The 22361-nt window shown below is 31.9% G+C and carries 28 protein-coding genes and 1 pseudogene; 14 read left to right on the forward strand and 15 right to left on the reverse strand.

Annotated elements, in window-relative coordinates:
* Positions 1 to 620, forward strand: a 620-nt coding sequence (locus tag ACW9W4_RS03255) for a DUF5679 domain-containing protein (RefSeq protein ID WP_457761089.1), incomplete at its 5' end; no start/stop codon positions are given.
* A 26-nt stretch (positions 621 to 646) separates the two neighbouring features.
* On the opposite strand, the gene ACW9W4_RS03260 is transcribed toward ACW9W4_RS03255, so the two are convergent.
* Both ACW9W4_RS03260 and ACW9W4_RS03265 read right to left on the reverse strand, forming a co-directional pair.
* Positions 647 to 1135: a hypothetical protein gene (locus tag ACW9W4_RS03260; protein ID WP_457761090.1), complete on the reverse strand. Its 489-nt coding sequence runs from the start codon at positions 1133 to 1135 to the stop codon at positions 647 to 649.
* Between the two features lie 66 nt (positions 1136 to 1201).
* On the reverse strand, positions 1202 to 1357 hold the full coding sequence (locus tag ACW9W4_RS03265; RefSeq protein ID WP_457761091.1) for a hypothetical protein: 156 nt from the start codon (positions 1355 to 1357) through the stop codon (positions 1202 to 1204).
* Positions 1358 to 1448: 91 nt separating this feature from the next.
* Here ACW9W4_RS03265 and ACW9W4_RS03270 point away from each other — a divergent pair, with 91 nt between their 5' ends.
* Positions 1449 to 1658 carry a hypothetical protein gene (locus tag ACW9W4_RS03270; protein ID WP_457761092.1) on the forward strand — a complete coding sequence of 70 codons (210 nt, stop codon included), beginning with the start codon at positions 1449 to 1451 and terminating at the stop codon, positions 1656 to 1658.
* Here the strand turns inward: ACW9W4_RS03270 and cyoE are convergent.
* The 4 genes and pseudogenes from cyoE to asd form a co-directional block, all read right to left on the reverse strand.
* A complete protein-coding gene (gene cyoE, locus ACW9W4_RS03275) occupies positions 1653 to 2582 on the reverse strand; it encodes a heme o synthase (protein ID WP_457761093.1) in 930 nt (309 codons plus the stop codon). The genes ACW9W4_RS03270 and cyoE overlap by 6 nt on opposite strands.
* A gap of 2 nt (positions 2583 to 2584) precedes the next feature.
* The gene (locus ACW9W4_RS03280) at positions 2585 to 2944 is read right to left on the reverse strand and encodes an Lrp/AsnC family transcriptional regulator (RefSeq protein ID WP_425489622.1); all 360 of its coding nucleotides are present in this window, start codon (positions 2942 to 2944) and stop codon (positions 2585 to 2587) included.
* 15 nt (positions 2945 to 2959) lie between these two features.
* A pseudogene (locus ACW9W4_RS03285) lies at positions 2960 to 3022 on the reverse strand (Lrp/AsnC family transcriptional regulator); the annotation flags it as partial.
* 101 nt (positions 3023 to 3123) lie between these two features.
* Positions 3124 to 4200, reverse strand: coding sequence for an aspartate-semialdehyde dehydrogenase (asd, locus tag ACW9W4_RS03290; protein ID WP_457761094.1), 1077 nt, complete (start codon positions 4198 to 4200; stop codon positions 3124 to 3126).
* 83 nt (positions 4201 to 4283) lie between these two features.
* Between asd and ACW9W4_RS03295 the strand changes: the two genes are divergently transcribed.
* Genes ACW9W4_RS03295 through ACW9W4_RS03315 form a run of 5 tightly spaced genes read left to right on the forward strand, consistent with a single transcriptional unit; the run spans position 4284 to position 8469 of the window.
* Positions 4284 to 5366: a pyridoxal phosphate-dependent aminotransferase gene (locus ACW9W4_RS03295; RefSeq protein WP_457761095.1), complete on the forward strand. Its 1083-nt coding sequence runs from the start codon at positions 4284 to 4286 to the stop codon at positions 5364 to 5366.
* The gene (locus ACW9W4_RS03300; RefSeq protein WP_457761096.1) at positions 5363 to 6202 is read left to right on the forward strand and encodes a cobyric acid synthase; all 840 of its coding nucleotides are present in this window, start codon (positions 5363 to 5365) and stop codon (positions 6200 to 6202) included. The genes ACW9W4_RS03295 and ACW9W4_RS03300 overlap by 4 nt, the downstream gene beginning before the upstream one ends.
* On the forward strand, positions 6199 to 7170 hold the full coding sequence (locus tag ACW9W4_RS03305; RefSeq protein WP_457761097.1) for a cobalamin biosynthesis protein: 972 nt from the start codon (positions 6199 to 6201) through the stop codon (positions 7168 to 7170). Before ACW9W4_RS03300 ends, ACW9W4_RS03305 begins: the two co-directional genes overlap by 4 nt.
* On the forward strand, positions 7163 to 7888 hold the full coding sequence (gene cobS / locus ACW9W4_RS03310; RefSeq protein WP_457761098.1) for an adenosylcobinamide-GDP ribazoletransferase: 726 nt from the start codon (positions 7163 to 7165) through the stop codon (positions 7886 to 7888). The genes ACW9W4_RS03305 and cobS overlap by 8 nt, the downstream gene beginning before the upstream one ends.
* Positions 7885 to 8469 (forward strand): NTP transferase domain-containing protein, encoded by a 585-nt coding sequence (locus ACW9W4_RS03315; RefSeq protein WP_457761099.1) that lies wholly within the window; start codon positions 7885 to 7887, stop codon positions 8467 to 8469. Before cobS ends, ACW9W4_RS03315 begins: the two co-directional genes overlap by 4 nt.
* On the opposite strand, the gene ACW9W4_RS03320 is transcribed toward ACW9W4_RS03315, so the two are convergent.
* Together ACW9W4_RS03320 and ACW9W4_RS03325 are read right to left on the reverse strand one after the other, a co-directional pair.
* Positions 8452 to 8649, reverse strand: coding sequence for a 30S ribosomal protein S27e (locus ACW9W4_RS03320; protein ID WP_179362541.1), 198 nt, complete (start codon positions 8647 to 8649; stop codon positions 8452 to 8454). The genes ACW9W4_RS03315 and ACW9W4_RS03320 overlap by 18 nt on opposite strands.
* Positions 8646 to 8927: a 50S ribosomal protein L44e gene (locus ACW9W4_RS03325; RefSeq protein WP_457761100.1), complete on the reverse strand. Its 282-nt coding sequence runs from the start codon at positions 8925 to 8927 to the stop codon at positions 8646 to 8648. The genes ACW9W4_RS03320 and ACW9W4_RS03325 overlap by 4 nt, the downstream gene beginning before the upstream one ends.
* 118 nt (positions 8928 to 9045) lie before the next feature.
* Here ACW9W4_RS03325 and ACW9W4_RS03330 point away from each other — a divergent pair, with 118 nt between their 5' ends.
* The 3 genes from ACW9W4_RS03330 to ACW9W4_RS03340 are packed head-to-tail and all read left to right on the forward strand — an operon-like array spanning position 9046 to position 13323.
* On the forward strand, positions 9046 to 10761 hold the full coding sequence (locus tag ACW9W4_RS03330; RefSeq protein ID WP_457761446.1) for an adenine deaminase: 1716 nt from the start codon (positions 9046 to 9048) through the stop codon (positions 10759 to 10761).
* A gap of 44 nt (positions 10762 to 10805) precedes the next feature.
* Positions 10806 to 12413, forward strand: a complete 1608-nt coding sequence (gene thsB / locus ACW9W4_RS03335) for a thermosome subunit beta (RefSeq protein WP_457761101.1) — start codon at positions 10806 to 10808, stop codon at positions 12411 to 12413.
* A 43-nt stretch (positions 12414 to 12456) separates the two neighbouring features.
* Positions 12457 to 13323, forward strand: coding sequence for an ROK family protein (locus ACW9W4_RS03340; protein WP_457761102.1), 867 nt, complete (start codon positions 12457 to 12459; stop codon positions 13321 to 13323).
* 87 nt (positions 13324 to 13410) lie between these two features.
* On the opposite strand, the gene ACW9W4_RS03345 is transcribed toward ACW9W4_RS03340, so the two are convergent.
* From ACW9W4_RS03345 to ACW9W4_RS03365, 5 genes are read right to left on the reverse strand one after another with little or no spacing between them, the layout of a single operon-like run.
* On the reverse strand, positions 13411 to 13671 hold the full coding sequence (locus ACW9W4_RS03345) for a DUF2024 family protein (protein ID WP_457761103.1): 261 nt from the start codon (positions 13669 to 13671) through the stop codon (positions 13411 to 13413).
* 12 nt (positions 13672 to 13683) lie between these two features.
* Positions 13684 to 14040 (reverse strand): hypothetical protein, encoded by a 357-nt coding sequence (locus ACW9W4_RS03350; protein WP_246275329.1) that lies wholly within the window; start codon positions 14038 to 14040, stop codon positions 13684 to 13686.
* Between the two features lie 8 nt (positions 14041 to 14048).
* Positions 14049 to 15572, reverse strand: coding sequence for a glutamine-hydrolyzing GMP synthase (gene guaA, locus ACW9W4_RS03355; RefSeq protein WP_457761104.1), 1524 nt, complete (start codon positions 15570 to 15572; stop codon positions 14049 to 14051).
* Between the two features lie 4 nt (positions 15573 to 15576).
* Positions 15577 to 16182, reverse strand: a complete 606-nt coding sequence (locus tag ACW9W4_RS03360) for a hypothetical protein (protein ID WP_457761105.1) — start codon at positions 16180 to 16182, stop codon at positions 15577 to 15579.
* 35 nt (positions 16183 to 16217) lie between these two features.
* Positions 16218 to 16955, reverse strand: a complete 738-nt coding sequence (locus ACW9W4_RS03365) for a 6-hydroxymethylpterin diphosphokinase MptE-like protein (protein WP_457761106.1) — start codon at positions 16953 to 16955, stop codon at positions 16218 to 16220.
* Positions 16956 to 16988: 33 nt separating this feature from the next.
* On the opposite strand from ACW9W4_RS03365, the gene folP reads away from it, so the two are divergent.
* The 3 genes from folP to ACW9W4_RS03380 are packed head-to-tail and all read left to right on the forward strand — an operon-like array spanning position 16989 to position 19829.
* Positions 16989 to 17840: a dihydropteroate synthase gene (gene folP / locus ACW9W4_RS03370; RefSeq protein ID WP_457761107.1), complete on the forward strand. Its 852-nt coding sequence runs from the start codon at positions 16989 to 16991 to the stop codon at positions 17838 to 17840.
* Between the two features lie 45 nt (positions 17841 to 17885).
* Positions 17886 to 19316: an IMP dehydrogenase gene (gene guaB, locus ACW9W4_RS03375; RefSeq protein WP_457761108.1), complete on the forward strand. Its 1431-nt coding sequence runs from the start codon at positions 17886 to 17888 to the stop codon at positions 19314 to 19316.
* A gap of 45 nt (positions 19317 to 19361) precedes the next feature.
* A complete protein-coding gene (locus ACW9W4_RS03380; RefSeq protein ID WP_457761109.1) occupies positions 19362 to 19829 on the forward strand; it encodes a hypothetical protein in 468 nt (155 codons plus the stop codon).
* Here ACW9W4_RS03380 and pheA read toward each other — a convergent pair.
* Together pheA and ACW9W4_RS03390 are read right to left on the reverse strand one after the other, a co-directional pair.
* Positions 19826 to 20641, reverse strand: a complete 816-nt coding sequence (pheA, locus tag ACW9W4_RS03385; RefSeq protein ID WP_457761110.1) for a prephenate dehydratase — start codon at positions 20639 to 20641, stop codon at positions 19826 to 19828. The two genes, ACW9W4_RS03380 and pheA, sit on opposite strands and share 4 nt — an antisense overlap.
* A gap of 3 nt (positions 20642 to 20644) precedes the next feature.
* The gene (locus ACW9W4_RS03390; RefSeq protein WP_457761111.1) at positions 20645 to 21196 is read right to left on the reverse strand and encodes an exosome complex RNA-binding protein Csl4; all 552 of its coding nucleotides are present in this window, start codon (positions 21194 to 21196) and stop codon (positions 20645 to 20647) included.
* Between the two features lie 87 nt (positions 21197 to 21283).
* Here ACW9W4_RS03390 and ACW9W4_RS03395 point away from each other — a divergent pair, with 87 nt between their 5' ends.
* Entirely contained in the window at positions 21284 to 22360 is a 1077-nt protein-coding gene (locus tag ACW9W4_RS03395; protein ID WP_457761112.1) for a zinc-binding dehydrogenase, read from the forward strand.
* The last annotated feature ends 1 nt before the right edge of the window (position 22361 follow it).

The raw sequence follows: 22361 nt of genomic DNA on the forward strand, positions 1-22361 counted from the left end.
AACCAGAACCAATAACTGAACCAGAACCAATAACTGAACCAGAACCAATAACTGAACCAGAACCAATAACTGAACCAGAACCACCTTCTAGTCCTAGAGGTTCATTACCAAAAGAATCTGCAGAAGAACTTCCTCAAGAATTAGAATTACAACCAGAACCAATAACTGAACCAGAGGAAGAAGAAGCTACTCCTGAACAATTATCACAAGTAAATGATCTTCAACAACAAATAGATGATTTAGAAAATGTTCTATTAAATCAAAAATTCCCTGAACCAGAGGAAGAAGAAGCTACTCCTGAACAATTATTGAAAGTTAAGAAATTACAAAAAGAAATCAAAAAATTAGAGGCGATGGATGTTGAACATAAAATTATTCCAACTTTACTAAAACAAAATAAGAAACTTGATGATATAGAAAATAAACTTGATAATCCAAAAAATATTAAAATTAAAACTCCTAAATCTTCTACTCAAGAAGCATACTGTGTTAGGTGTAAAACAAAAAGAATTATCAAAAATCCAAAAAAGACTATCATGAAAAATGGTAGACCCGCAATTAAAGGAATTTGCTCAGTATGTGGGTGTAAAGTCTTTAGAATAACTAAAATGAAAAAATAAAACTTGTTTTGTACACTTGGAAATAATTACATTTGTCCTGATTGCCACGCCTGATTGAATTTTTTGATGGCCTCTTGATATGCTATAATTGAATCATCTCCAGAGGATTTTAGAAATTTTTCCCATTGAATATTGAATTTTTTAATTGATTCAATATTAGTTTCTTTAAAGATATTTTCCATCATCTTTGTTTGCTGTTTAATATATTCAGGTCCAATTTCTTCCCAAGTATTTTCCCAACTTGAACTAACTTTTTTTAACATTTCTGCATCTGATTCTAATGCTTTTTGACATGCATCATGATATGTCATCAAAGTTTCGTTTGTGGCTTTTTGCCATTGTGCAAGTGAATCTTTCCAACCACTCAAAGCAGAATTGTAGTCTTTCCAAGCTTTTTCAAATTCTGGTTTTTTTGATGAATTTGAAACTTGTTTTTTAGGTTTAGAAGCAGCTTTTTTTACTGTCTTCTTAGGCTTGCTAATTTTTTTAGGCTTACTCATTTTCTTGGCTGCCATATTGTACTTTGAAAATAGTAGATGTTAAATCTTTCAATAATTTTATCATGTAAAAATAACTTAGTACTAAACATCTGATGCCTTGGAAAATATTGGGTTGTGCTTTTTATCCTTGTTTTCAAATAATCTATAGTGCACTTTACATAGATTCCTTGTTTCCCTAAAACTAATTTTTACAGTTTCTATGGCTTTTTCTTTACATTCTGATATACTGCATTGCATTTAAAAAAAATACATATTATTTACTAATAAAACTTTGAAATTATGTAATTACCAATGCTAACTTTTTATGATTGTAAAATGTCAAAAAATTATGAATGATCAAGAAAAAGGAGAACAATTTTTAAAATTAATTGATGATCAAAATAATATTCAGTGGAAAATTGTTGCAAAATTAACATCTCTAATTTCATCTGAATGGAATTCTGAAGAATTAAAAAATGATCTCAAAAATCTGGTAGAAAATCATTCTGAAATCACTAAAGAATTGAATAGCTTAGATGATAAAGGGAGTATTTTATAATGCAGAATCAACCATTAGTGCAATAAACAACACTGCCAAGTAAGGACTAGAGAATTTAAACAGTGTCCAGGCTGCTTTTTCCATTGGTTTGACTATGACCCATATTGATAATCCTACCATTAATGCACCTGATGCAATTGCAGTCCATAGATACACTGCTCCAACCATTTCTTCACCATTTTGAGTTGTAATGAAAAATGGGGCAATTGAAAATAATACCATTACGACTGTTGAAATTGCAATAGCTCTTGCAGAAGTTTTTTCTGATTGTACTGCAGTCAACATTGGAACATTAACTTTGTTATAATCTTCTTTAAAATGCAAAGTAAGTGCCCAAATATGCATTGGAATCCAAATGAACACTAAACCTGCCATAGCAAGACCCATTGTCCATAAATCTGACATACTTACTGCTACCCATCCAATCATTGGAGGTGAGCCTCCGCATAATCCACCTAAAATAATATTAGTTCTAGAATTTCGTTTTAAAACATATGAGTAAATTATGATATTGTTTACTAATCCAAATGCAATGAAAGCAGTTGCCCATGCTCCTTGTTCTAATGTAGTTGTGAAAGAAATCCCAAATGCTAGAGCCAAAGAGATGCCTGCTAATGCTAATCCAAAATTCCTTGCCTTTACTGCAGGATAGATTCTTTTTGATGGTAGAGGTCTGTCTTTTGTTCTTTCCATAATAGCATCAATATCTCTATCATGATAATTTGTCAAAGTATTTGCTGCTGCTGAACCAGCTGCTACTGAAAATAACATTAGCAGCCATGTTGCTGGAGATATTTCTATGTCGTAAATATTGGAAGCTGTTAATGCTGCACCAAATGCTGTAAAAACTAGTAAATACCAAATTTTTGGCTTTGTTAATTCATAATATACTGCTACTCTAGATTCAGATTTTTGCTTTTGCAATATCAGTCACTATCCTTTGATGGCATATATGGCATTGCTTTCATTCGTGATTTCATTTCGATAAACGATTCCGATGATTGAATTCCTTCAATTCTGCCAATTCGTTCAGAGACCATTTTATGCATTTGATCTAATGATTTTGAATACATTGTAACTAGAATGTCAAACCTACCTGTAACTTCAGCAACTTCTCTGACCCCGTCTATTTTAAATAATTCTTCAATTATATGATCTCGTTTTTTTGTATCCATATTGATTCCAGTTAATGCTTTAACACTGTAACCCAGTTCTTCATCATTAACAACAATAGTAAAACGTTCAATTAATTTTCTCTTAACTAATCGCTTGATTCTTGAATACACTACAGATGAATTAACATTAATTTTTTTTGATAAACGAGGAACTGAAATTGAGGCATCATTGGATAATTCTGATAAAATTTGTAAATCTAAGTCATCTACTTTTGCCGTCTAAAACACCTGAGTCGATCTAGTTTTCTGGATCTTATAAAGTTATTATTGTAAAAATTGCAATAAATTCTCTAAATCTTACCTTTTTTGTATAACATTTCTGCCAACAAAACTGCTCCTTTTGCTGAACCCATTTTTTTATTGTGAGAAAATAACATGTATTTCAAACCGTTATCAAATAATTCTTCAGTTTCAACTCTTCCAATAGTTGTAGTCATTCCATCTCCAACATTCCTTTCCATTCTTGGTTGAGGTCTAGTTGGATCTTCATGAAATGCATAGTATTTTTCAGGAGCTGATGGTAATCCTGCTACTGAGGTGTCTTTGTTACATTGATCATAGGTTTCTTTTGCTTTTGCAGGATCAATTTTTTCTGTAGTTTCAACAAAAACTGATTCTGTATGTCCATCAATTACAGGAACTCTGGTACAAGTACAACTAATTCGGATATCTGCATCTTCAATTTTTCCATTTACTAGCTTGCCTAAAATTTTCCTTGTTTCTAATCTTACTTTACCTTCCTCTTTTGGAATATATGGAATGATGTTATCAGTAATTCCCATTGCTGATACTCCGGATTTCCCACCTCCAGATATTGCTTGCATTGAAGTCATCATGACTTTTTTTGCTCCATATTTTTCAAGTAATGGTTTTAATGTGATTGCTAAACCCGTTGTAGTGCAATTTGGTAACGGAGCTACCCAACCTTTCCAATTTCTATTCTTTTTTTGAGTTTCAAGTAATTCTGTTTGCTCATCATTAATTCCTGGGATCAATATTGGTACATCATCTTCATATCTATAAGCAGAACTTGTAGAGATAACTGGTAAAGCTGCAGCCATTTTAGTTTCTATAGCTCTAGCTGCTTCTGATTCTACTGCTGAAAATACTAGATCTAATTGAGAAATATCTAACTCATCAACTGATTTTACTGTCATTTCTTTGATATATTCTGGGATTTCTCCATCCACATCCCATGCTATAATTCCACTTGCATCTTTAATTGAATCCAGATATTTTTTTCCTGCTGAACGTGAGGATGCTGCAATTTGAGTAACTTCAAACCATGGATGGTTATTTAATGACTGAACAAATTCTTGACCTACAGAGCCTGTAACTCCAATAATTGCCACTCTTTTTTTACTCATATTTTGAATATTGATCGGTTTCAACTAATAATCGTTTTCTGTATTACCCAAACATACTAAATCGACTAATTCTATTTGGAACTGTGAAAATACGAACAAAATCCTCGATCATTAATCATATACCAGTGATTCATGGGGGACGAAATCCTTTACAAAGCATTGATTCACAAATCACTGATTTTAGTTCAAATGTATCGCCTGCAGGTACCCCTTTAACTGTAAAAAAATCACTTAAAAAAAATATTGAAAATATCAAACACTATCCAGATTCTAGTTCATCAACGGTGATTTCAAGCCTAGAAAAATACACAAAACTAGAAAAATCAAATCTAATAGTTGGGAATGGTGCAATTGAAATTCTTTATAATTTCTGTTTTGCATTTTTATCTAAAAAAACTAAAGTGTTGATTCCAATTCCAACTTTTCAAGAATATGAAGCAGTAGCTAAACTCAATGAATGTCAAATTTCTTATTTTAAAACAATGAATTTATCTGAAAATCTTGATGTATTCATTTCAAAAATTCCAAAAAATGGATGTATATTCATCTGTAATCCAAATAATCCAACAGGACAATTATTATCAAAAAAAGAACTATTACAAATAATTAAAAAAGCAAAAAAATTATCTACAATTGTATTTTTGGATGAATGTTTTATAGAAATGGTTCCAGAATCCAATGAATCAATTATATTATATGTTAAAAATTACAAAAATCTTTTTGTTTTACGCTCGTTAACTAAGTCATATGCATTACCCGGAATTCGTATTGGATATGCAGCAGGCTCAAAAGAAATTATTGATGTTTTAAAAAAAATACAAATACCCTGGAGCGTAAATTCATTAGCTCAAGATGCAGCAAATACTGCCATTAAAAATAAATCTCATCTTGTTAAATCTAATTCTATAATTAAAAAAGAATTAATTTTTTTAAGAAATAAAATTAATAAATTAAAAGGATTTGATTGTTATAATTCTTCAACAAATTTTATTTTAATTAAAACAAAAAAAGATTCAACCCAATTACAAAAGAAATTACTTGAACAAAAAATTTTGATCAGAGATTGTAAAAATTTTAGAGGATTAGATAATCATCATATTAGAATTGCTGTTAAATCCCATAAAGACAATCTAAAACTTGTAAATGTAATGGAGAAAATAAAATGAAATCTTTGATGATTCAAGGAACTTCTTCTGGAGCAGGAAAAACAACGTTAGTAGCAGCGCTTTGCAGAATTTTTTCTGATAAAGGCTACAGTGTTGCACCTTACAAATCTCAAAATATGTCCAATTTTGCATATGTTACGCCTGAATTTGAGATTTCTCGTGCTCAAGCAATTCAGGCTATTGGTTCTAGATGTGAAATTACTCCTGATCTAAATCCAATTTTACTAAAACCAATAGGAAATTACAACAGTATTGTGTATCTAAATGGAAAACGATACAAGAAAATGCACGCAAAAGAATACTATGAAAAATTTGTAAATCAAAAAGGAATTGATGTTGCAATTAAATCTCTTAAAACATTACAGAAAAAATATGATTTAGTTATTTTAGAAGGTGCAGGTTCTCCAGCTGAAATTAATTTACAAAAATTTGATATTGCAAATATGAGGATTGCTCAAAAAGCAAATGCATCTGTTTTATTGGTTTCAGATATTGACAAAGGTGGCTCTTTTGCAAGTCTAGTAGGAACCATGGCTTTAATTGAAAAAAAATATCAAAAACTTGTAAAAGGTTTCATTTTTAACAAATTCAGAGGAGATTTAGACGTACTAAAACCTGGATTTAAAAAACTAAAAAATATTACAAAAATACCTGTTGTAGGTACTATACCCTTAATCCCCTTAGACTTACCTGAAGAAGATTCGCTTAATGTCACTCCTAAAGATATTCAATGGACTAAGAGAAATATTTCAAAAATTGACAATGAATTAAATAAATTGGCAAAAACTGTCAAATCAAATCTCAATGTAGAATCTATTGAGAAGATGTTGAAATGATTGTTGAATCTATTTTTGTAATTGGTTTCGCAATTTTACTTGATTTTAAGTTTGGAGATCCTAAAAATAAATATCATCCTACAGCTTGGATTGGAACTTTGATTGCTAAACTTACTCCTATGGCTAAAAATGAACATCGTATGATAGAAAAATTTGGAGGTGTCTGTGTTGTTACTATTACTTCTACTCTAGTAATTCTACTGCTTTTTGTTTTGAATATTGGAATTACTTTGATAACTATTGACTATCTATCACTGATTGTTTCTATAATTGTTGGTGGATTATTATTAAAAACTACAATTGCTATTCGTGGAATGGAAAAACATGCAAAATCTGTTATAGAATCCTTAGATGATGACAATCTAGATTTGGCAAGAACTCACTTATCTATGATTGTTAAGCGTAATACCAAAAATTTAGACAAAAATCATGTACTTTCAGGCGTCCTTGAAAGTATTAGTGAAAACACAGTTGATGGAATCACTGGGCCATTGTTTTACTATGCTCTTCTTGGATTGCCTGGAGCTTTTGTATATCGTGTAATTAACACCGCAGATTCTATGATTGGATACAAAACTGATATTTTCAAAAATGTTGGTTGGTTTGCAGCAACCTGTGACAGTATTCTAAATTATATTCCATCTAGACTAACAGGAATTATAATGATAATTTCTGCTGCAATTTTACAAAATAATTGGAGAGAATCTTACAAAATAATGATTAGAGATGGTAAAAAAACTGAAAGTCATAATGCTGGATATCCTATGGCTGCTTTAGCTGGAGCATTAGAAACAAAATTTGAAAAAATTAATCATTACAAATTAGGCGATGGTAAAACTATTCTAACGAAAGAAGATGTACATTCTGCAATTTCTATAATGAAACTTACTTCTATACTCTTCTTTGGAATTGTTTCTATTCCAATAATTTCTATTTTGTCTATTGTAGGATGGTGGGTATTTGTTTAAAGAAATTGGATCTGTTTTTTCATTTTTAACAATATTCCCATCAACGAATGCTTCATTAGATAATATTGCAAAATACATGTTCATGTTTCCTATAGTTGGAATAGCTATTGGACTTTTAATTGGTTCATTAGGTTTTGGGTTATCTTTCTTTTTGGAACCATTGTTAGTTAGTTTGTTAGTTGTTGCATCCATTGCAATAGTTACAGGAATACATCATGCAGATGGTTTAGCAGATTTTGCAGATGGATTGATGGTGAAAGGATCAAAAGATAAAAAACTCAAAGCGATGAAGGATCTTTCTACAGGTTCGGCAGGGATTGTTACAATTGTATTATATCTTATTGGTTTGATAATTACTATTTCTCTTACAAGTGGATTTGATTTGTTTAAGGCAATTTTGATTAGTGAAATTTTGGCAAAATTTTCTATGGTTTTGATGGCTAGCTTGGGTAAATCAGCTTCATTAGGCTCAAATTCTCCTTTTGTTGAATTCATGAAAGATAAGAAAAAACTTACAGCAGCATTTCTCATAATGCTTATCCCTGTAATTGTAATTGGTGAAACAACAGGCTTGATAATGCTTGGTGTGACTATTGTTTTGACAATGTTTTTGTTGGCTTTATCAACTCGTAGTTTTGGTGGCATTACTGGTGATGTACTAGGGGCTACCAATGAATTCACTCGATTAGCTTCTTTGATGGTGTTTGTTTCAATATGATCGGTCTTGTAATGGCTGGCGGCAAAGGGACTAGAATGAATTTAGATGATGAAAAACTATTACTCAAATTCAAAAAGCCTGTAATTCTACATGTCATTGATTCATTACAAAACTCAAATTCTTTTTCAAAAATTCTAGCCGTTACCAGTTGTAATTCCCCTAAGACAAAAAAATTACTTGAAGAAAATAATATTGAAACTTTTGATACATCAGGGAATGGTTATGTGGAAGATCTGAATTCAGCATTAAGAACCATCAATGATCATGTTTTAGTAATTTCTGGTGATTTGCCTTTACTTGATGAAGAAATAATTAAAAAAATCACTAATCAATTTGATCCTGAAAAAATTTGGACTAGTATTCTTGTAACTAACAAATTCTTAACCGCTCTTTGTCTAGAATCTGATTTCTCTGTTGATTTTAATGGTCAAACATGTCATTACACTGGAATTTCTTTGGTAAATTCTGAAAAAATTTCTTCTTTAGAAAATTTGGATGAAAATTATATCATAATTGATGATAAGAGAATTGCATTTAATCTAAATTCTAAACAGGATTATGATTTACTCGGCACTGCCTGAGATTTTACCATTGATTTGTGCTTTAGATCCTGTTGGTTCTGAAATAGTATTTCCACAGGAATTACATGCTACTTTAGTTGATGCATGTGAATAAACTACTTGAAGTTCACCACATTCATTGCAATTGACTTTTTGAAATTTACTAGATGGCTTTGGAATTTCAATATGATCTTTCTTCATGCTGCTATCAACTCAAATTTCTTAATTCTAACGCCTTTTTTATTGTATTTCTTTTTACATACAGTACATGTCATAATAGGAGTAACTTTCTTTGTAACTTTGGCTGGTTTTGCTAATTTTGGGAATTTTTGTCCACCATATCCCTTTTTACGCTCTGCATGTCGGCGTTCACCAGCAGCAGAACCACGTCTTTTCCCAGCCTTGTAAATGGAGATCTTTTGTTCAGTATGTGCATCACATTTTGCACAATACTTCCTGATCACCTTAGGAATGTTCATATCACAAAAACCTCTTCAACCGTAATTTATACATTGAATCTATAATAGGCGCAAATCCTAATTAAAAGAAGTGAATTCGAGCCTAGCAAATTCGATCTTGTCTCTTAACTCTGTAGCGATGGGTGATAAAAAAGCCGATCTGGTTTTAAAAAATTGTAATTTAATGTCAGTCTATACCCGGGAAATTATTCCAGAGATTCAGATTGCAATTATTAAAGATAGAATAGCATACGTTGGTCCAGACGCTACACATACAGTTGGTCCAAAAACTATTGCAATTGATGTAAAAGGAAAATATGTTAGTCCTGGTTTTGCAGATCCACATTTACATATTGATCAATTTGTCTTACCATCTGAATTTGCAAAAAAGGCTTTACTCTGTGGTGTAACATCTCTATTTTCTGATCCTATTGATATCGTTAGTGTAGGAGGATATCGAGGCTTTCAAGAATTTTTAAAACTTAGTGAGAATCTCCCAATTCGAATTTTTCAAGTAGTTCCTGGTGGTCTTCCAGTAGATGCAAAATTTAGTAGTAGTAAATCGTTATCGTTATCACAAGAAAAAACTGCTATCAAACATCCGCATGTACTTGGGTTGGGGGAAGTTTTTTCTTGGACAAAAGTTACTTCACGTGATCCAAAAACAATGAAATCACTTTCATCAATGTTAGAAGGTGATTGCATAATTAATGGACATACTGCTGGAGCAAGTGAGAAAAAACTCAATGCATATGTCTCATCTGGAATTCTATCTTGTCATGAACCAATCAATTTTGATCAAGTTTTAGAAAGACTACGTCTTGGAATGTGGATAATGATTAGAGAGGGTTCAATTAGACGTGATTTAAAGGAAATAATTCCACATGTTTTGTCTCATGGGACATATCTTAATCGATTAATGTTTTGTTCAGATGGTCTTGATCCTCTAGATATTTCTGAATTTGGTCATATAGATCACTGTATTAGAGAATCGATCAATCTTGGTCTAAAACCAATAGATGCAGTTACCATGGCATCAAAGAATAATTTTGATTATTATAATATGGGAAAAGATCTAGGGGGAATCGCTCCTGGTAAATTAGCAGACATTCTAGTGTTTGATGATTTGAAATCATTCAAACCAAACAAAGTCTTTGTCGGAGGTAAACTGGTTGTATCAAATGGACAAATAGTTACTACAATTAAAAAACAAATGATTTCACCTTGGATTAAAAAAACTGTAAAATTGAAAAATTTCTCTAAAAATGACTTTGCAATAAAATCAAAAAAGAAAGATGTAATTGCAAATACTATCTATATGCAAACTGAAATTATTACAAAGTTAGGTTCTGCTGAACTTCATACCAAAGATGGTCATGTTTCTGCTTCATTAGATTCAGATATTTGGAAAGTTGCAGCCTTTGATAGAATTCATGGAACTGGTAAACATTCTATAGGATTTCTTGAAAATTTTGGTGCAGACATTGGTGCTTTTGCTTCAACATGGAGTTTTCATGAAAATGACATGATCGTAATTGGTTCAAATGATTCTGATATGGCAATTGCATCAAACCATCTCATCAAAAATCAAGGTGGACTTGTTGTAGTAAAATCTGGAAAGATTACTGCTTCATTACCTTTACAGTTTGGAGGTATCATTTCCACAGATTCTTTTGAAAAAGTTTCATCCAATTTTGAAAAAATCAATAATACTATTGTAGATTCAGGTTCTAAATTTTCTAGACCACATTTGATTCCATTATTCTTGCCATTTTTAGCTCTACCATCCATTCGAATTCTTTGTGGTGGAATTGTCGATGTGAAAAAACGTAGTTACATTTCACCGATCTACTAAGTAATGTTAAAAAGGGGGATTCAGTGGATTGAAGCTGAATCTAAATGGCATCAATTCAACAAGGACCAAATGGACCTGTTTTAGTTCTCAAAGAGAGTGCATTACAGCAAAAAGGCAAAGATGCTCAACAAAATAATATCGCAGCAGCAAAACTAGTTGCACAATTAGTTAGAAGTAGTCTTGGACCACGAGGTCTTGATAAAATGTTAGTTGATTCCTTAGGTGATGTTACAATTACAAATGATGGTGCTACAATTCTAAAAGAAATTGATGTTCAGCATCCTGCAGCCAAAATGATGGTTGAAATTTCTAAAACTGTTGATAATGAAGTAGGTGATGGTACAACATCTTCTGTAATTTTTGGAGGTGCATTATTGGCTAGAGCAGAAGATCTTTTAAACAAAGATGTTCATTCTTCAACTATTATTGATGGATATCAAGCAGCAGCTGATAAAACCCTTGAAATTTATTCAGACATGGCAAAAAAAATCCAGCCTGATGATCGAGCATCACTATTAAAAATCGCTACTACTAGTATGCAATCAAAATTAATCTCTGAAGATAGTACATTCCTTTCTAAAATTATAGTTGATGCTATTCTAAGTATTGCAACAAAGAAAGGTGATACTTTTTCTGTTGACCTTGAAAATATTAAAGTAGAAAAGAAAGCTGGTGGTTCAATTGATGATACACAAATTATCAAAGGAATTGTTTTAGATAAAGAAATTGTTCATAGTGGAATGCCTACAAAAATTGAACATGCAAAAATTGCATTGCTTAATTCAGCATTAGAAATTGAGAAAACAGAATTAAGTGCAGAAATTAGAATTACTGACCCAACTCAAATGCAGATGTTCTTAGAAGAAGAAAATCGAATGTTGAAAGCTATGGTTGATAAACTACATGATGTAGGAGCTAATGTATTAATTTGTCAAAAAGGAATTGATGATATTTCACAACACTATCTTGCAAAATATGGAATCATGGCAGTTCGTCGTGTTAAAGAAAGTGATATGATTAAACTTGCAAAAGCAACAGGAGGACGTGTAATTAGTAATATTGATGATCTTTCAGAAAATGATCTTGGTATTGCAAATTTAGCTCATCAAAAGAAAGTTGAATCTGATAAATGGGTCTTCATTGAAGGATGTAAACATCCACAATCAGTTACAATGTTAATTCGTGGTGGGACTCAAAGAGTAATTGATGAAGTTGACCGTTCAATTCATGATTCTTTAATGGTTGTAAAAGATGTAATTGAAAAACCAGCAATTGTAGCTGGTGGTGGTGCACCTGAAGCATTTGCAGCATCACTACTCAAAGACTGGGCTGATAATTTTGATGGAAGAGAACAACTTGCAATTAAAAAATATGCAGAAGCATTAGAAACAATTCCACTTACTATCGCTGAAAATGCAGGAATGGATCCAATTGATACAATGGCTAATCTTAGAGCAAAACAAAATCAAGGTCAAAAATGGACTGGAATTGATGCTAGAAATATGAAGATAGCAGATATGATGGCAATTAACGTTGTAGAGCCAATTGTAGTCAAAGAACAGATAATTAAATCTGCTACTGAAGCTGCATGTATGATACTTAGAATTGATGATGTTATTGCAATATCTGGTGCCCCTGGCGGAATGGGATAAAATTTTAGTTAAGCTTAAGCGTTTTAATTTCTATAAATAATTCATGTACAAACTTGGTGTTGATTTAGGTGGCACCAAAATTGAAGCGGCTCTGTTAGATCAAAATTTTAATGTAATTAAAAGAAAAAGAATTCCCACACCACAAAATGATTATCAAAAAATTCTAGACTCTATCTCATCTTTAGTGATGGAAGTATCTGAAAACAAATCTGATTATTCATTAGGAATTTGTACTCCAGGTGCAATTTCTAAACAAACTGGATTAATTAAAAATAGTAACACACAATGTTTGATTGGAAAATCATTAAAAGAAGATTTAGAAAATAAACTTGATAAAAAAATTTCCATGGAAAATGATGCCAATTGTTTTGCATTGGCTGAAGCAACTATGGGGATTGCTGTAGATTTTGATTTAGTTTTTGGTGTTATACTAGGAACTGGTGTCGGTGGCGGAATAGTGATTAATAAAAAACTCTATCCAGGAAGAACTAACATTGGAGGTGAGTGGGGCCATCACACCCTACATCGAAATGGAAATTCATGCTATTGTGGAAAAAATGGGTGCGTGGAGACATACATTAGCGGTCCATCACTAGAAAAGCATTGGACTTATCTGACAGGAAAGTATCAACATCTTCCTGAAATTCTTACTAGTATAGAGAATAAACATTGGAATAAATGGAAAGATGAATTTCTAGAAAATTTTGGGTATGGTCTTGCAAATGTTATTGATATTTTAGATCCGGATGCAATTGTTTTAGGGGGCGGTTTATCAAACATTGATTTTTTGTATACTGAAGGAAAAGAATCGATTTACAATCAAGTATTTTCTGACTTGGTTGATACGCCTATTTTGAAAAATAAATTAGGAGATTCAGCAGGTGTTTTTGGTGCATGTATGCTTGACTGATATTTCCAAATCGGAATCTATTTGTTAAAAAAATTGTCTATTATCTGCTATACCATATTTAATTTCAGAAGAAATTATTGATGTGGATTAATTTGGACATCCTTCCATTTTTGAAATAGAATATCCGTTAGTCATTATTTCAATCTCCATATCTTCTGGTACTGATTGAGTATGACAAAATTTACATTCATTTGCAGTAACTATTGATGATTCTTCACCTATAGATTTTAGCCATTCTTTAGCATAGGAAATTGCCTTTTCTAAATCACTTGTATCTGTAACAACATCAAAATGCATTGTATGCCCATCTTTTGCTTTTACATAAGAATCAAAAACATGAAAATCCATATCAATCACAGATTATGAAGAATGTTTATTTTTAATTGTTATAATTTTTTCTGCAATCATGTTTACATCAGCATTTAATTCAATACTAATCAAAATTAATCCTGCACCGCCGATTGGAACTGTAACTCGATAAATTTTTTCATATTTTGCCAATGCGTAAATTGGTTTTCCAATTTTGTCTGCAGTTTTTTTACGTGTAGACCAGCGATACACTGCTTGAGATAAGGACATTTCAGTTTCTTCCCTTGATAAATGACTTTTTAGTCCCGGTTTCATTTTATCATAAAGCTCTCCGTAATCGTATATCCCAACATATCGGATATCTTTATCACATTCTAAAATTTCATCACAGATTTTTTCGTATTCCATTTTAATCACTATTGCGGTTCAATTGTTGCAGGTGGTTTACTTGAAATGGTATACGTAACCCAAGTAACATCTTCAATCTCATTTGTTATTCTATTACTCATCTTTTCTAATAACCCATGTGGTAATCTTGTCCAATCGGCAGTCATTGCATCAACTGAATCTACAACTCTGATCATAACAATATTTCCATATCTACGCTCATCCCCTACAACTCCAACTGCTCTATCATCACCTACTGCAGCGTATGCCTGCCATACTTTTTCATACAAACCTGCAGTCATCAATTCTTCCTCTACAATCTTACTTGCAACTTTACAAATTTCGAGTTTTGTTGGAGTTACTTCTCCAATTATTCTAACCGATAATCCTGGACCTGGAAATGGATGTCTCATGAAAAGTTTTTCTGGAACTCCAAGAATTTTAGCAATTTTCCTTACTTCGTCTTTATACAATTCTCTTAAGGGCTCTAAAATTTCTAAATTAAGCCAATCAGGTAATCCTCCAACATTATGATGAGATTTGATTACTGCTGCAGGCCCTTTTGATACTCCGCTTTCAATTACATCTGGATATAATGTACCTTGAGCTAACCATTTGAAAGGACCGCTGTTTTTAGCAAAATCTGTAAAAACATGAATAAATTCTTCTCCAACGATCATTCTTTTCTTTTCAGGATCTTCCACTCCTTTGAGTTTTCCAAGAAATTGTTCAGCAGCATTAATTGAAGTAAAATCCACTTTGAAATTATCTCTAAACATATCCTCTATCTCTTTTTCTTCGTTTAATCGTAACAATCCATTATTTACAAAAACGCATTTTAGTCTATCACCTATTGCTTTGTGAATTAATAATGCAACAACAGTAGAATCTATGCCTCCACTTACTCCACAAAGTACATTTCCATCTATCTTTGCAATTTTCTCAACAGCTGTATCGATAAAACCCTCCATGGTCCAATCTTGTTTTGCACCACAAACCTTCAAAACAAAATTCTTTAGAATTTCTGTACCTTGTTCTGTATGTACTACTTCTGGATGGAATTGAATGCCATAAATTGATTTTTCTTCAGATGCAATCGCCGCTGCTTTTGCATTTTCAGTATGCCCAATAACTTTAAAACCTTCAGGAATTTGCTCTGCTTCATCTCCGTGACTCATCCATGCCCTTACTGATTCTCCAACTCCGTTTAGAAGATCTTTATCGCTATCAATTGTTAGTAATGATGAACCATATTCTTTGTTTGCTCTTTTTACTTTTCCTCCAAATTTATTAACAATCAATTGGTGTCCATAACAAATCCCAAGAAGTGGTAAATTCATATCAAAAATTTTATTTTCTGGAATTGGAGCATCTGAACTATAAACACTTGATGGACCACCAGAAAAAATTATCCCTGTAGGATTTAGTTTTTGCAATTCCTCATAACTAATATCATATGGGACAAGTTCTGCATAAACTGAAAATTCTCTAATCCTTCTACAAATCAAATGACTGTACTGAGATCCAAAATCTAAAACTACAATTTTGTCCATATAATCACTTGTTTATGTTCTCAAGCATTCTAGTTAATGACCATCCTGCTGTGTTAATTAATTCGTTTACTCTTTCTTTTTGTCTATAATTTTTAATGATAATTTCTCTAATATCTGCCCCGTTTTTATTAACAATGTAATCTATCACTGATTCTTTCTGAATTTTTCCATTTTCTGCTTCAACGACATCTTTCTTTTTCATTTCTCCAATTATTCTATCTAAAAAGAATGATTTGAAAGGTGGTGTATCTGCATTAATTATAATTTCATTATCTAAAACTATAGAGACCTGATCTGCTGTAACAAAAGCATTGGCAATAATTTTACCATCATTGACTCTTTTAATTGGAATTGAATTCTCTATTGGTTTTTCTATAATCTCAGGTTTTGATTCTATCTTTTCTTCTTCTATAATCTCAGGTTTTGATACATTCTCTTTTTTTATTTCTAATTGAGATGCCTTTGTAAAACTCGAGCCTTTTAAGAACAAGTCTAAAACTGTAATATTTTTTTCTAACGTCTCTATCCCTTCCTGATGTTTGTCAATTTGCTCAATCAAACTCTCCTTTAAGGCAACAATTTCTTTTACTTGCTCCTCAGAGAATTTCATAATTTAATTAATGTGGAATGGGTATTAAATGCATTCTAGGTAATTATAATATCCAGTTCTCTGTATGATATTTTTTTAAACCCTTCAATTGCCTTTGATGTGGTAAACAATTCTGCCTTTGTAAACGAGGATAACCATTTCAAAAGAGATTCACCTCTTTTCAATTTCATCAATTTTCTTTTTCTATCTGATCTTCTGGTTTCTGAATATTTTCCAATTCGATCTCCAAAATCCATCCCCATCAAAATAATTTTTTTTGCTTGAAAATGATTTGCTAGAAAAACTCCTCTATCTCCATCTGTAAAACCTCCATAATTTTCTATTTTATCAAAAGGTGTAGACTGTGTTGTTCCAATACAATTTTTAAATTTTTTTACAAAATCTAATTTTTCAATATTATCTCCATGTGCATGTACAACAAAAACAGAATTAGTTTTTCCAATTTTTTCAAGTGTTTTTACATCTCCATCTAAATCTGTTACAATAATGTCTGGTATGATGCCATTTGCCACAAGTGCCTTTATTGAGCTATCAGCAGCAATTTTGATTGTTTTTTTGTAATTTTTTAATTTTGGAATGGCTGATGCTAAAGACGGTCCAGAACCAATCACCAAAACTGTTTTTCCTTTGATTAAACCAATGATTTTTTTGTTAACATTAGTTTTTTTTAAAATTGAATTTAAAATAATGGCTGATTCTCTGTCCTTTTTTTCAGTATACTTGAATTCATTTAAAATCTCCTTGTATCTCTTTTTCCAACCTAAAATCATCATATCACTCAAATTGTATTAGATTTGATAAATCATGTGGCAAAAATTGGGAATATAGGTGTGGGTGGAAAGAATCCAGTGCGAATAATGGGAATTATGAACACTAGTCCTGAATCATTTTACAAAAAGTCTGTTAATACTAGTAAAACTATGATAAAAAATACTGCTAAACTAATGGAAGATCAGGGAGCAGATTTTATTGATGTTGGAGGGATGTCTACTGCACCATATCTGTCAACATCAGTTTCAGAAAAAATAGAATCAAAAAGAATTCAAAATGCAATTAAAATAATTCAAAATTCTACAAATCTTCCAATATCTGTGGATACTTGTAGAGCAACAGTTGCAAAAGACGCTTTAGAATATGGAGTTGAAATTATTAATGATATTTCTGGGTTAAAATATGATAAAAATATGCAAGATGTTATTTCTAAATACAATCCATCTCTAATTTTATGTGCATATAGTCCAAATTCTGTTTCTGGCAATGCCATAACAGTTACCAAAAAATTACTTCAAGACAGTATAAAGATAGCAAAAAAATCACATGTTTCTTCTGAAAAAATTGTATTAGATCCTGCTATTGGGTTTTTTAGAAAAACTGGAAAGGGGCCATTTTTTACAAAAATTAAATTAGATTGGTTAGAAAGAGATCTACACGTATTACAAAATCTAAATACCATCAAGAAAAATCATCCAATCCTTGTCTCTGTTTCAAACAAATCGTTCATAGGGAAAATTTTGGGTAAAGAGAATCCAAATGATCGATTATTTGGCTCGATTTCTGCAGAAGTAGTATCTGTGATGAATGGTGCTGATATTATTCGTACTCACAATGTACAGGCAACTAAAGATGCTGTAACGATCGCTTCTAAATTATCAAAATAACACAAAGGCTTATAATCAATATTTTACTTTCTTAACAAGGTTTCATTGGAATTCAAAGAAGGATTAACATTTGACGACGTTCTTCTTGTACCCAAATATTCAGATATTACAAGTAGAAGTCAGACAGATCTATCTACAAAATTATCTCGAAATATTACAATAAACATTCCTTTTGTCAGCGCAAATATGGATACAGTAACTGAATCTTCTATGGCCAGTGCCATGGCTCGGGCTGGAGGAATTGGAATTATTCATAGATTTTTGACCATTAAAGAACAAGCAAGCGAAGTTCTCAAAGTTAAAAGATCAGGTAGTGTAATGATTGAAAATCCATACTCAATTTCTGCAGATAAATCAGTTGAAAATGCTTTAGATTATGCCCATGATAAAGAAATTTCAGGTCTATTGGTTGTTGATTCTAGTTCAAAATTAATTGGAATAGTAACTGAAAGGGATTTACTATTTGCAAACAAAACTAGTACAATTCAAGATGTGATGACAAAAGATGTTGTAATTGCAAAACTTGGAGTTACATTAGATGAATCTAAAGCAATTTTACATAAACACAGAATTGAAAAATTACCTATTGTTGATGACTCTGGATTTATCAAAGGTTTGATTACAAGTAAAGACATTACAAATAATGCAGATTTTCCAAATGCATCTAAAGATAAGAAAGGTAGGCCACTAGTCGGTGCTGCAGTTGGAGTTAAGGGTGACTTTTTAGAAAGAAGTGAATCTCTTTTAGAAGCAGGTGCAGATGTACTTGTTGTTGATATTGCTCATGGACATAGTGAAAATGCAATTAGTACAGTTCGTAATATCAAAAAAGCATTTCCTGATTGTGAATTAATTGCAGGAAATATTGCAACTGCTCAAGGAGCAGAAGATTTGATTAAAGCCGGTGTAGATGCTGTAAAGGTAGGTGTAGGTTCTGGTTCAATTTGTATTACTAGAGTAATTACAGGCTCTGGAGTTCCACAACTAACTGCAGTAATGGATTGTGCTAAAATTGGAAAGGATCATGGAATTCCAATAATTTCTGATGGTGGAACAAGAACTTCTGGTGATGCAACAAAGGCATTAGCCTCTGGTGCTTCAACAGTGATGGTTGGTAGTATGCTTGGTGGAACTGATGAATCCCCTGGTACAGTTTTAACTAAAAATGGAAAACGATTCAAAGTTTATCGTGGCATGGCATCACTAGCTGCATCAATTGGTAGAAAATCTAAAGAAACAGGTTCAATGTCCCTTGATGATGATTTGAACGATTATGTTGCAGAAGGAGTTGAAGCAATGGTTCCATACAAAGGAACTGTAACTGATATTCTAAAACAACTAACTGGTGGTGTACGTTCTGGTTTGAGCTATTGTGGTGCACATACAATTTTACAAATGCAAGAGAATGCAGAATTTATCAAAATGTCAAGAGCCGGATTTGCAGAGAGTCAGCCTCATGATGTTTCATTGATGTAGGTTGTTGGCGCTAATTTTTTAAGCAGGATTTAAAACTATTCTATTATGCTTTCTAAAAGAACTATCATTGGATTGATAGTTGGAAGTGCAATCATTGCAATTGGCGGGTATTCTTTACTTACACATATTGGTACCATTACGATAAATGAAGATTATACCTTAGGAATTGGCGATACCATACCATATACAATTCCTGCACCTAATCATACTCCACAACATATGATGATTGTAGGAGATGCATTTGATCTAAAACTTACAAGTCCTGCAACAGGATTACAAATTCCACTCACTTCATACAAAAATGAATTAAACTTAGATTGGGTTCATCTAGAAGATGGGGAAACAAAAATCCTAATTCAAAATACTGGCAATTCTGAATTACACATTACTGGAGAAATAATTCGAAGTTCTGATCCCATTTGGTTCACATATGATTTAATGGTGATTACATCAGGTGTAGTTATCATTGGATTTAGTATGGGGTTCACCCTAAGAAAGCCTAAAGGATTTTAGCTTAATTTTGCAGAAGGATAAGATCCTAAAATTTTCATAAATAATGTATCTTGTTTTATTGTATCTAGCATTTCAGAAATTTTAGAATTAGTTTGATGTCCTTCAAAATCTACGTAGAAATTGTATTCCCAGGTGTTTGCTTTAGTTGGTCTGGATTCAATCTTAGTTAGATTGACGTTATTTTTATGAAAATTCTCTATAATTCTAAATAAAGAACCTGGTTCATGTTTTATTGAAAAGATTATTGATGTCTTATCATTTCCTGTTTCAGAACTATTTTCTTTTGATAGAATCAAAAATCTTGTATAGTTATTGAGATTATTTGCAATATTATCTAAAATTATGGGCATATTGTAAATTTCTGCAGCATCTTTACTTGCAATACATGCACAGTTATCTTTGTTTAATTCTTTAATCATCTTTACACTTCCAGCAGTATCATATGCTGGAATTTTTTTCATGTTGTGTTCTTCAATAAATTCTCTACATTGACCTAAAGCTTGAGGATGTGAATAAACTGTATCTATTTTATTAATATTGCCGGTTCCAATTAAACAATGTTCTATTCTATGATAGATTTCACCTGTTGCATTTAGAGATGTTAAATACAATAAATCATAACTTTCACCAACACTTCCTTCCAAAGAATTCTCTACTGGTAAAACTGAATATTGTGTTTTATCATTTGAAGTACTTTCTAACACTTCTGCAAATGTAGTTTGAGGTATAGTTTGAATTTTTTCATTAAAAAATGATCTTGCTGCAGCCTCACTATAAGCACCTCGTTCACCTTGGAACGAAACATGAATCATTTCTTAATCTCTTAAATTTACGAAGTCACTATTTCCAAAGTTTGCAGAAAGTTTTCTCTCATCAATCCATGCACAATCTGTACATTTTATTGCATCACGCATTGGAATAACTTTCCCACCGCATTTTCTACATTTTGTAAATAAAATACCTAAATTTGGTTCACTAATAGATGCATGAATAGTGCCATTAAGATGATTAAGAATTTTTAATGTAACTATATCATTAACTAGTGCAACATTTCTTATTCTTAAATTTCGTGTCCCACAAATACATTCAACTTTTGATGTTGTGGGTTTTCCATTAATGTAATCAATTGAAACTGCAATCATTGATGACATCACTGCTGCCACTGTTCCAATAATGATGTCTCCTACCTTTGGAATCGATAATAATTTTGGATGTTTTACATTTACAGTTCGTGATATCTTGTCAATGTCTTTTTCTCCAATAGTTGCTGCTCTAACCATATCTCCGTCGTCAAAAGCATTATTTCCTGCCTCATATTCTTCAATAGATGCTATTTTGTCTCCTAGAAATATTGCATTTTCAGACATATTGAGAATTTGGTATTTATGATTATAATTGTTTGTGGTTTAATGGATCTTGATAAATCATATATCTTCAAAAATTAGACAAAAATCATGAAAGCCCTAGTATATGATCAATATTCTGTTGATGATGATTTTTCTAAAATCTTAAAAATTAAAGATATTCCTATACCTGAACCAAAATCTAATGAGGTCATAATCAAAGTAGAAACAGCTGCTCTCAACTATGATGATATCTGGGGTATGAGAGGGAAACCCTTGGCAATTCCATTACCTCATATTTCTGGAACTGATGCTGCCGGTGAAGTAACTGCTATTGGTAGTGATGTTAAAAATATCAAAGTTGGAGATAGAGTAGTCTCACATGGAAATATGTCATGTAGAGTTTGTAAATTATGTACTGCTGGGAGAGAATTTGATTGTAAAAAACGAACTATTTGGGGTTTTGAGACAGGACCTCTGTGGGGCGGTTATTGTGAATTTACACATCTTCCAGAAGTCAATGTTGTAAAAATTCCAGAAGGTGTTTCATATGATCAAGCAGCTGCTGCATCAATGACTTTGTTAACTTCATGGCATATGTTAGTAGGTAGAGCAAAAATTCAACCTGGACAAATCGTCCTGATAATGGGAGGTAGTTCTGGTGTTGGAAATTATGGAATACAGATTGCAAAACTTTTTGGATGTATCGTAATTGCTACTGCTAGTCCTGATAAATTAGATAAATTATTGGAACTGGGTGCTGATTATGCTGTTGATCATAGAAAAGAAGATTGGCATAAAGAGGTAAGATCAATTGCTAAAAAAATTCCTAAACCTTTGGGAGATGTACCTGGGGTTGATGTTATTTTTGAACATATTGGTGGTTCTCATTGGAACAAAGAACTTACTTTACTAAATTATGGTGGAACAATTGTAACAACTGGTGCTACAACAGGTTATGATGCTGAGACTGATTTACGTCATATTTTCTTTAAGGGAATTAATATTTTGGGTTCCACTCAAGGAACTAGAGCTGAATTAGAACAAGGTCTGTATTGGATGTCGCAAGGCAAAATCAAGTCTGTTATTGATTCTGTATATCCATTAGAGCAAGCTGCTAATGCACATACAAAAATGCTCAAGGGTAAAGGTCTATTTGGAAAAATCTTGATCAAGCCAGGATCTTAAT

This window comes from Candidatus Nitrosopumilus sp. bin_7KS, assembly GCF_054095835.1.

What these genes read in the sequence shown, in the direction of transcription:
- ACW9W4_RS03350 (WP_246275329.1), bottom strand. Translation starts at nt 14,040, where the DNA reads ATGGAATACGAAAAAATCTGTGATGAAATTTTAGAATGTGATAAAGAT.
- ACW9W4_RS03360 (WP_457761105.1), bottom strand. Translation starts at nt 16,182, where the DNA reads ATGAAATTCTCTGAGGAGCAAGTAAAAGAAATTGTTGCCTTAAAGGAG.
- thsB (WP_457761101.1), top strand. Translation starts at nt 10,806, where the DNA reads ATGGCATCAATTCAACAAGGACCAAATGGACCTGTTTTAGTTCTCAAA.
- ACW9W4_RS03395 (WP_457761112.1), top strand. Translation starts at nt 21,284, where the DNA reads ATGAAAGCCCTAGTATATGATCAATATTCTGTTGATGATGATTTTTCT.
- ACW9W4_RS03265 (WP_457761091.1), bottom strand. Translation starts at nt 1,357, where the DNA reads ATGCAATGCAGTATATCAGAATGTAAAGAAAAAGCCATAGAAACTGTA.
- guaA (WP_457761104.1), bottom strand. Translation starts at nt 15,572, where the DNA reads ATGGACAAAATTGTAGTTTTAGATTTTGGATCTCAGTACAGTCATTTG.
- ACW9W4_RS03300 (WP_457761096.1), top strand. Translation starts at nt 5,363, where the DNA reads ATGAAATCTTTGATGATTCAAGGAACTTCTTCTGGAGCAGGAAAAACA.
- ACW9W4_RS03260 (WP_457761090.1), bottom strand. Translation starts at nt 1,135, where the DNA reads ATGGCAGCCAAGAAAATGAGTAAGCCTAAAAAAATTAGCAAGCCTAAG.
- ACW9W4_RS03390 (WP_457761111.1), bottom strand. Translation starts at nt 21,196, where the DNA reads ATGTCTGAAAATGCAATATTTCTAGGAGACAAAATAGCATCTATTGAA.
- ACW9W4_RS03330 (WP_457761446.1), top strand. Translation starts at nt 9,046, where the DNA reads ATGGGTGATAAAAAAGCCGATCTGGTTTTAAAAAATTGTAATTTAATG.
- ACW9W4_RS03325 (WP_457761100.1), bottom strand. Translation starts at nt 8,927, where the DNA reads ATGAACATTCCTAAGGTGATCAGGAAGTATTGTGCAAAATGTGATGCA.
- ACW9W4_RS03305 (WP_457761097.1), top strand. Translation starts at nt 6,199, where the DNA reads ATGATTGTTGAATCTATTTTTGTAATTGGTTTCGCAATTTTACTTGAT.
- ACW9W4_RS03315 (WP_457761099.1), top strand. Translation starts at nt 7,885, where the DNA reads ATGATCGGTCTTGTAATGGCTGGCGGCAAAGGGACTAGAATGAATTTA.
- ACW9W4_RS03340 (WP_457761102.1), top strand. Translation starts at nt 12,457, where the DNA reads ATGTACAAACTTGGTGTTGATTTAGGTGGCACCAAAATTGAAGCGGCT.
- ACW9W4_RS03345 (WP_457761103.1), bottom strand. Translation starts at nt 13,671, where the DNA reads ATGGATTTTCATGTTTTTGATTCTTATGTAAAAGCAAAAGATGGGCAT.
- asd (WP_457761094.1), bottom strand. Translation starts at nt 4,200, where the DNA reads ATGAGTAAAAAAAGAGTGGCAATTATTGGAGTTACAGGCTCTGTAGGT.
- ACW9W4_RS03380 (WP_457761109.1), top strand. Translation starts at nt 19,362, where the DNA reads ATGCTTTCTAAAAGAACTATCATTGGATTGATAGTTGGAAGTGCAATC.
- ACW9W4_RS03365 (WP_457761106.1), bottom strand. Translation starts at nt 16,955, where the DNA reads ATGATGATTTTAGGTTGGAAAAAGAGATACAAGGAGATTTTAAATGAA.
- ACW9W4_RS03270 (WP_457761092.1), top strand. Translation starts at nt 1,449, where the DNA reads ATGAATGATCAAGAAAAAGGAGAACAATTTTTAAAATTAATTGATGAT.
- ACW9W4_RS03320 (WP_179362541.1), bottom strand. Translation starts at nt 8,649, where the DNA reads ATGAAGAAAGATCATATTGAAATTCCAAAGCCATCTAGTAAATTTCAA.
- pheA (WP_457761110.1), bottom strand. Translation starts at nt 20,641, where the DNA reads ATGATTCATGTTTCGTTCCAAGGTGAACGAGGTGCTTATAGTGAGGCT.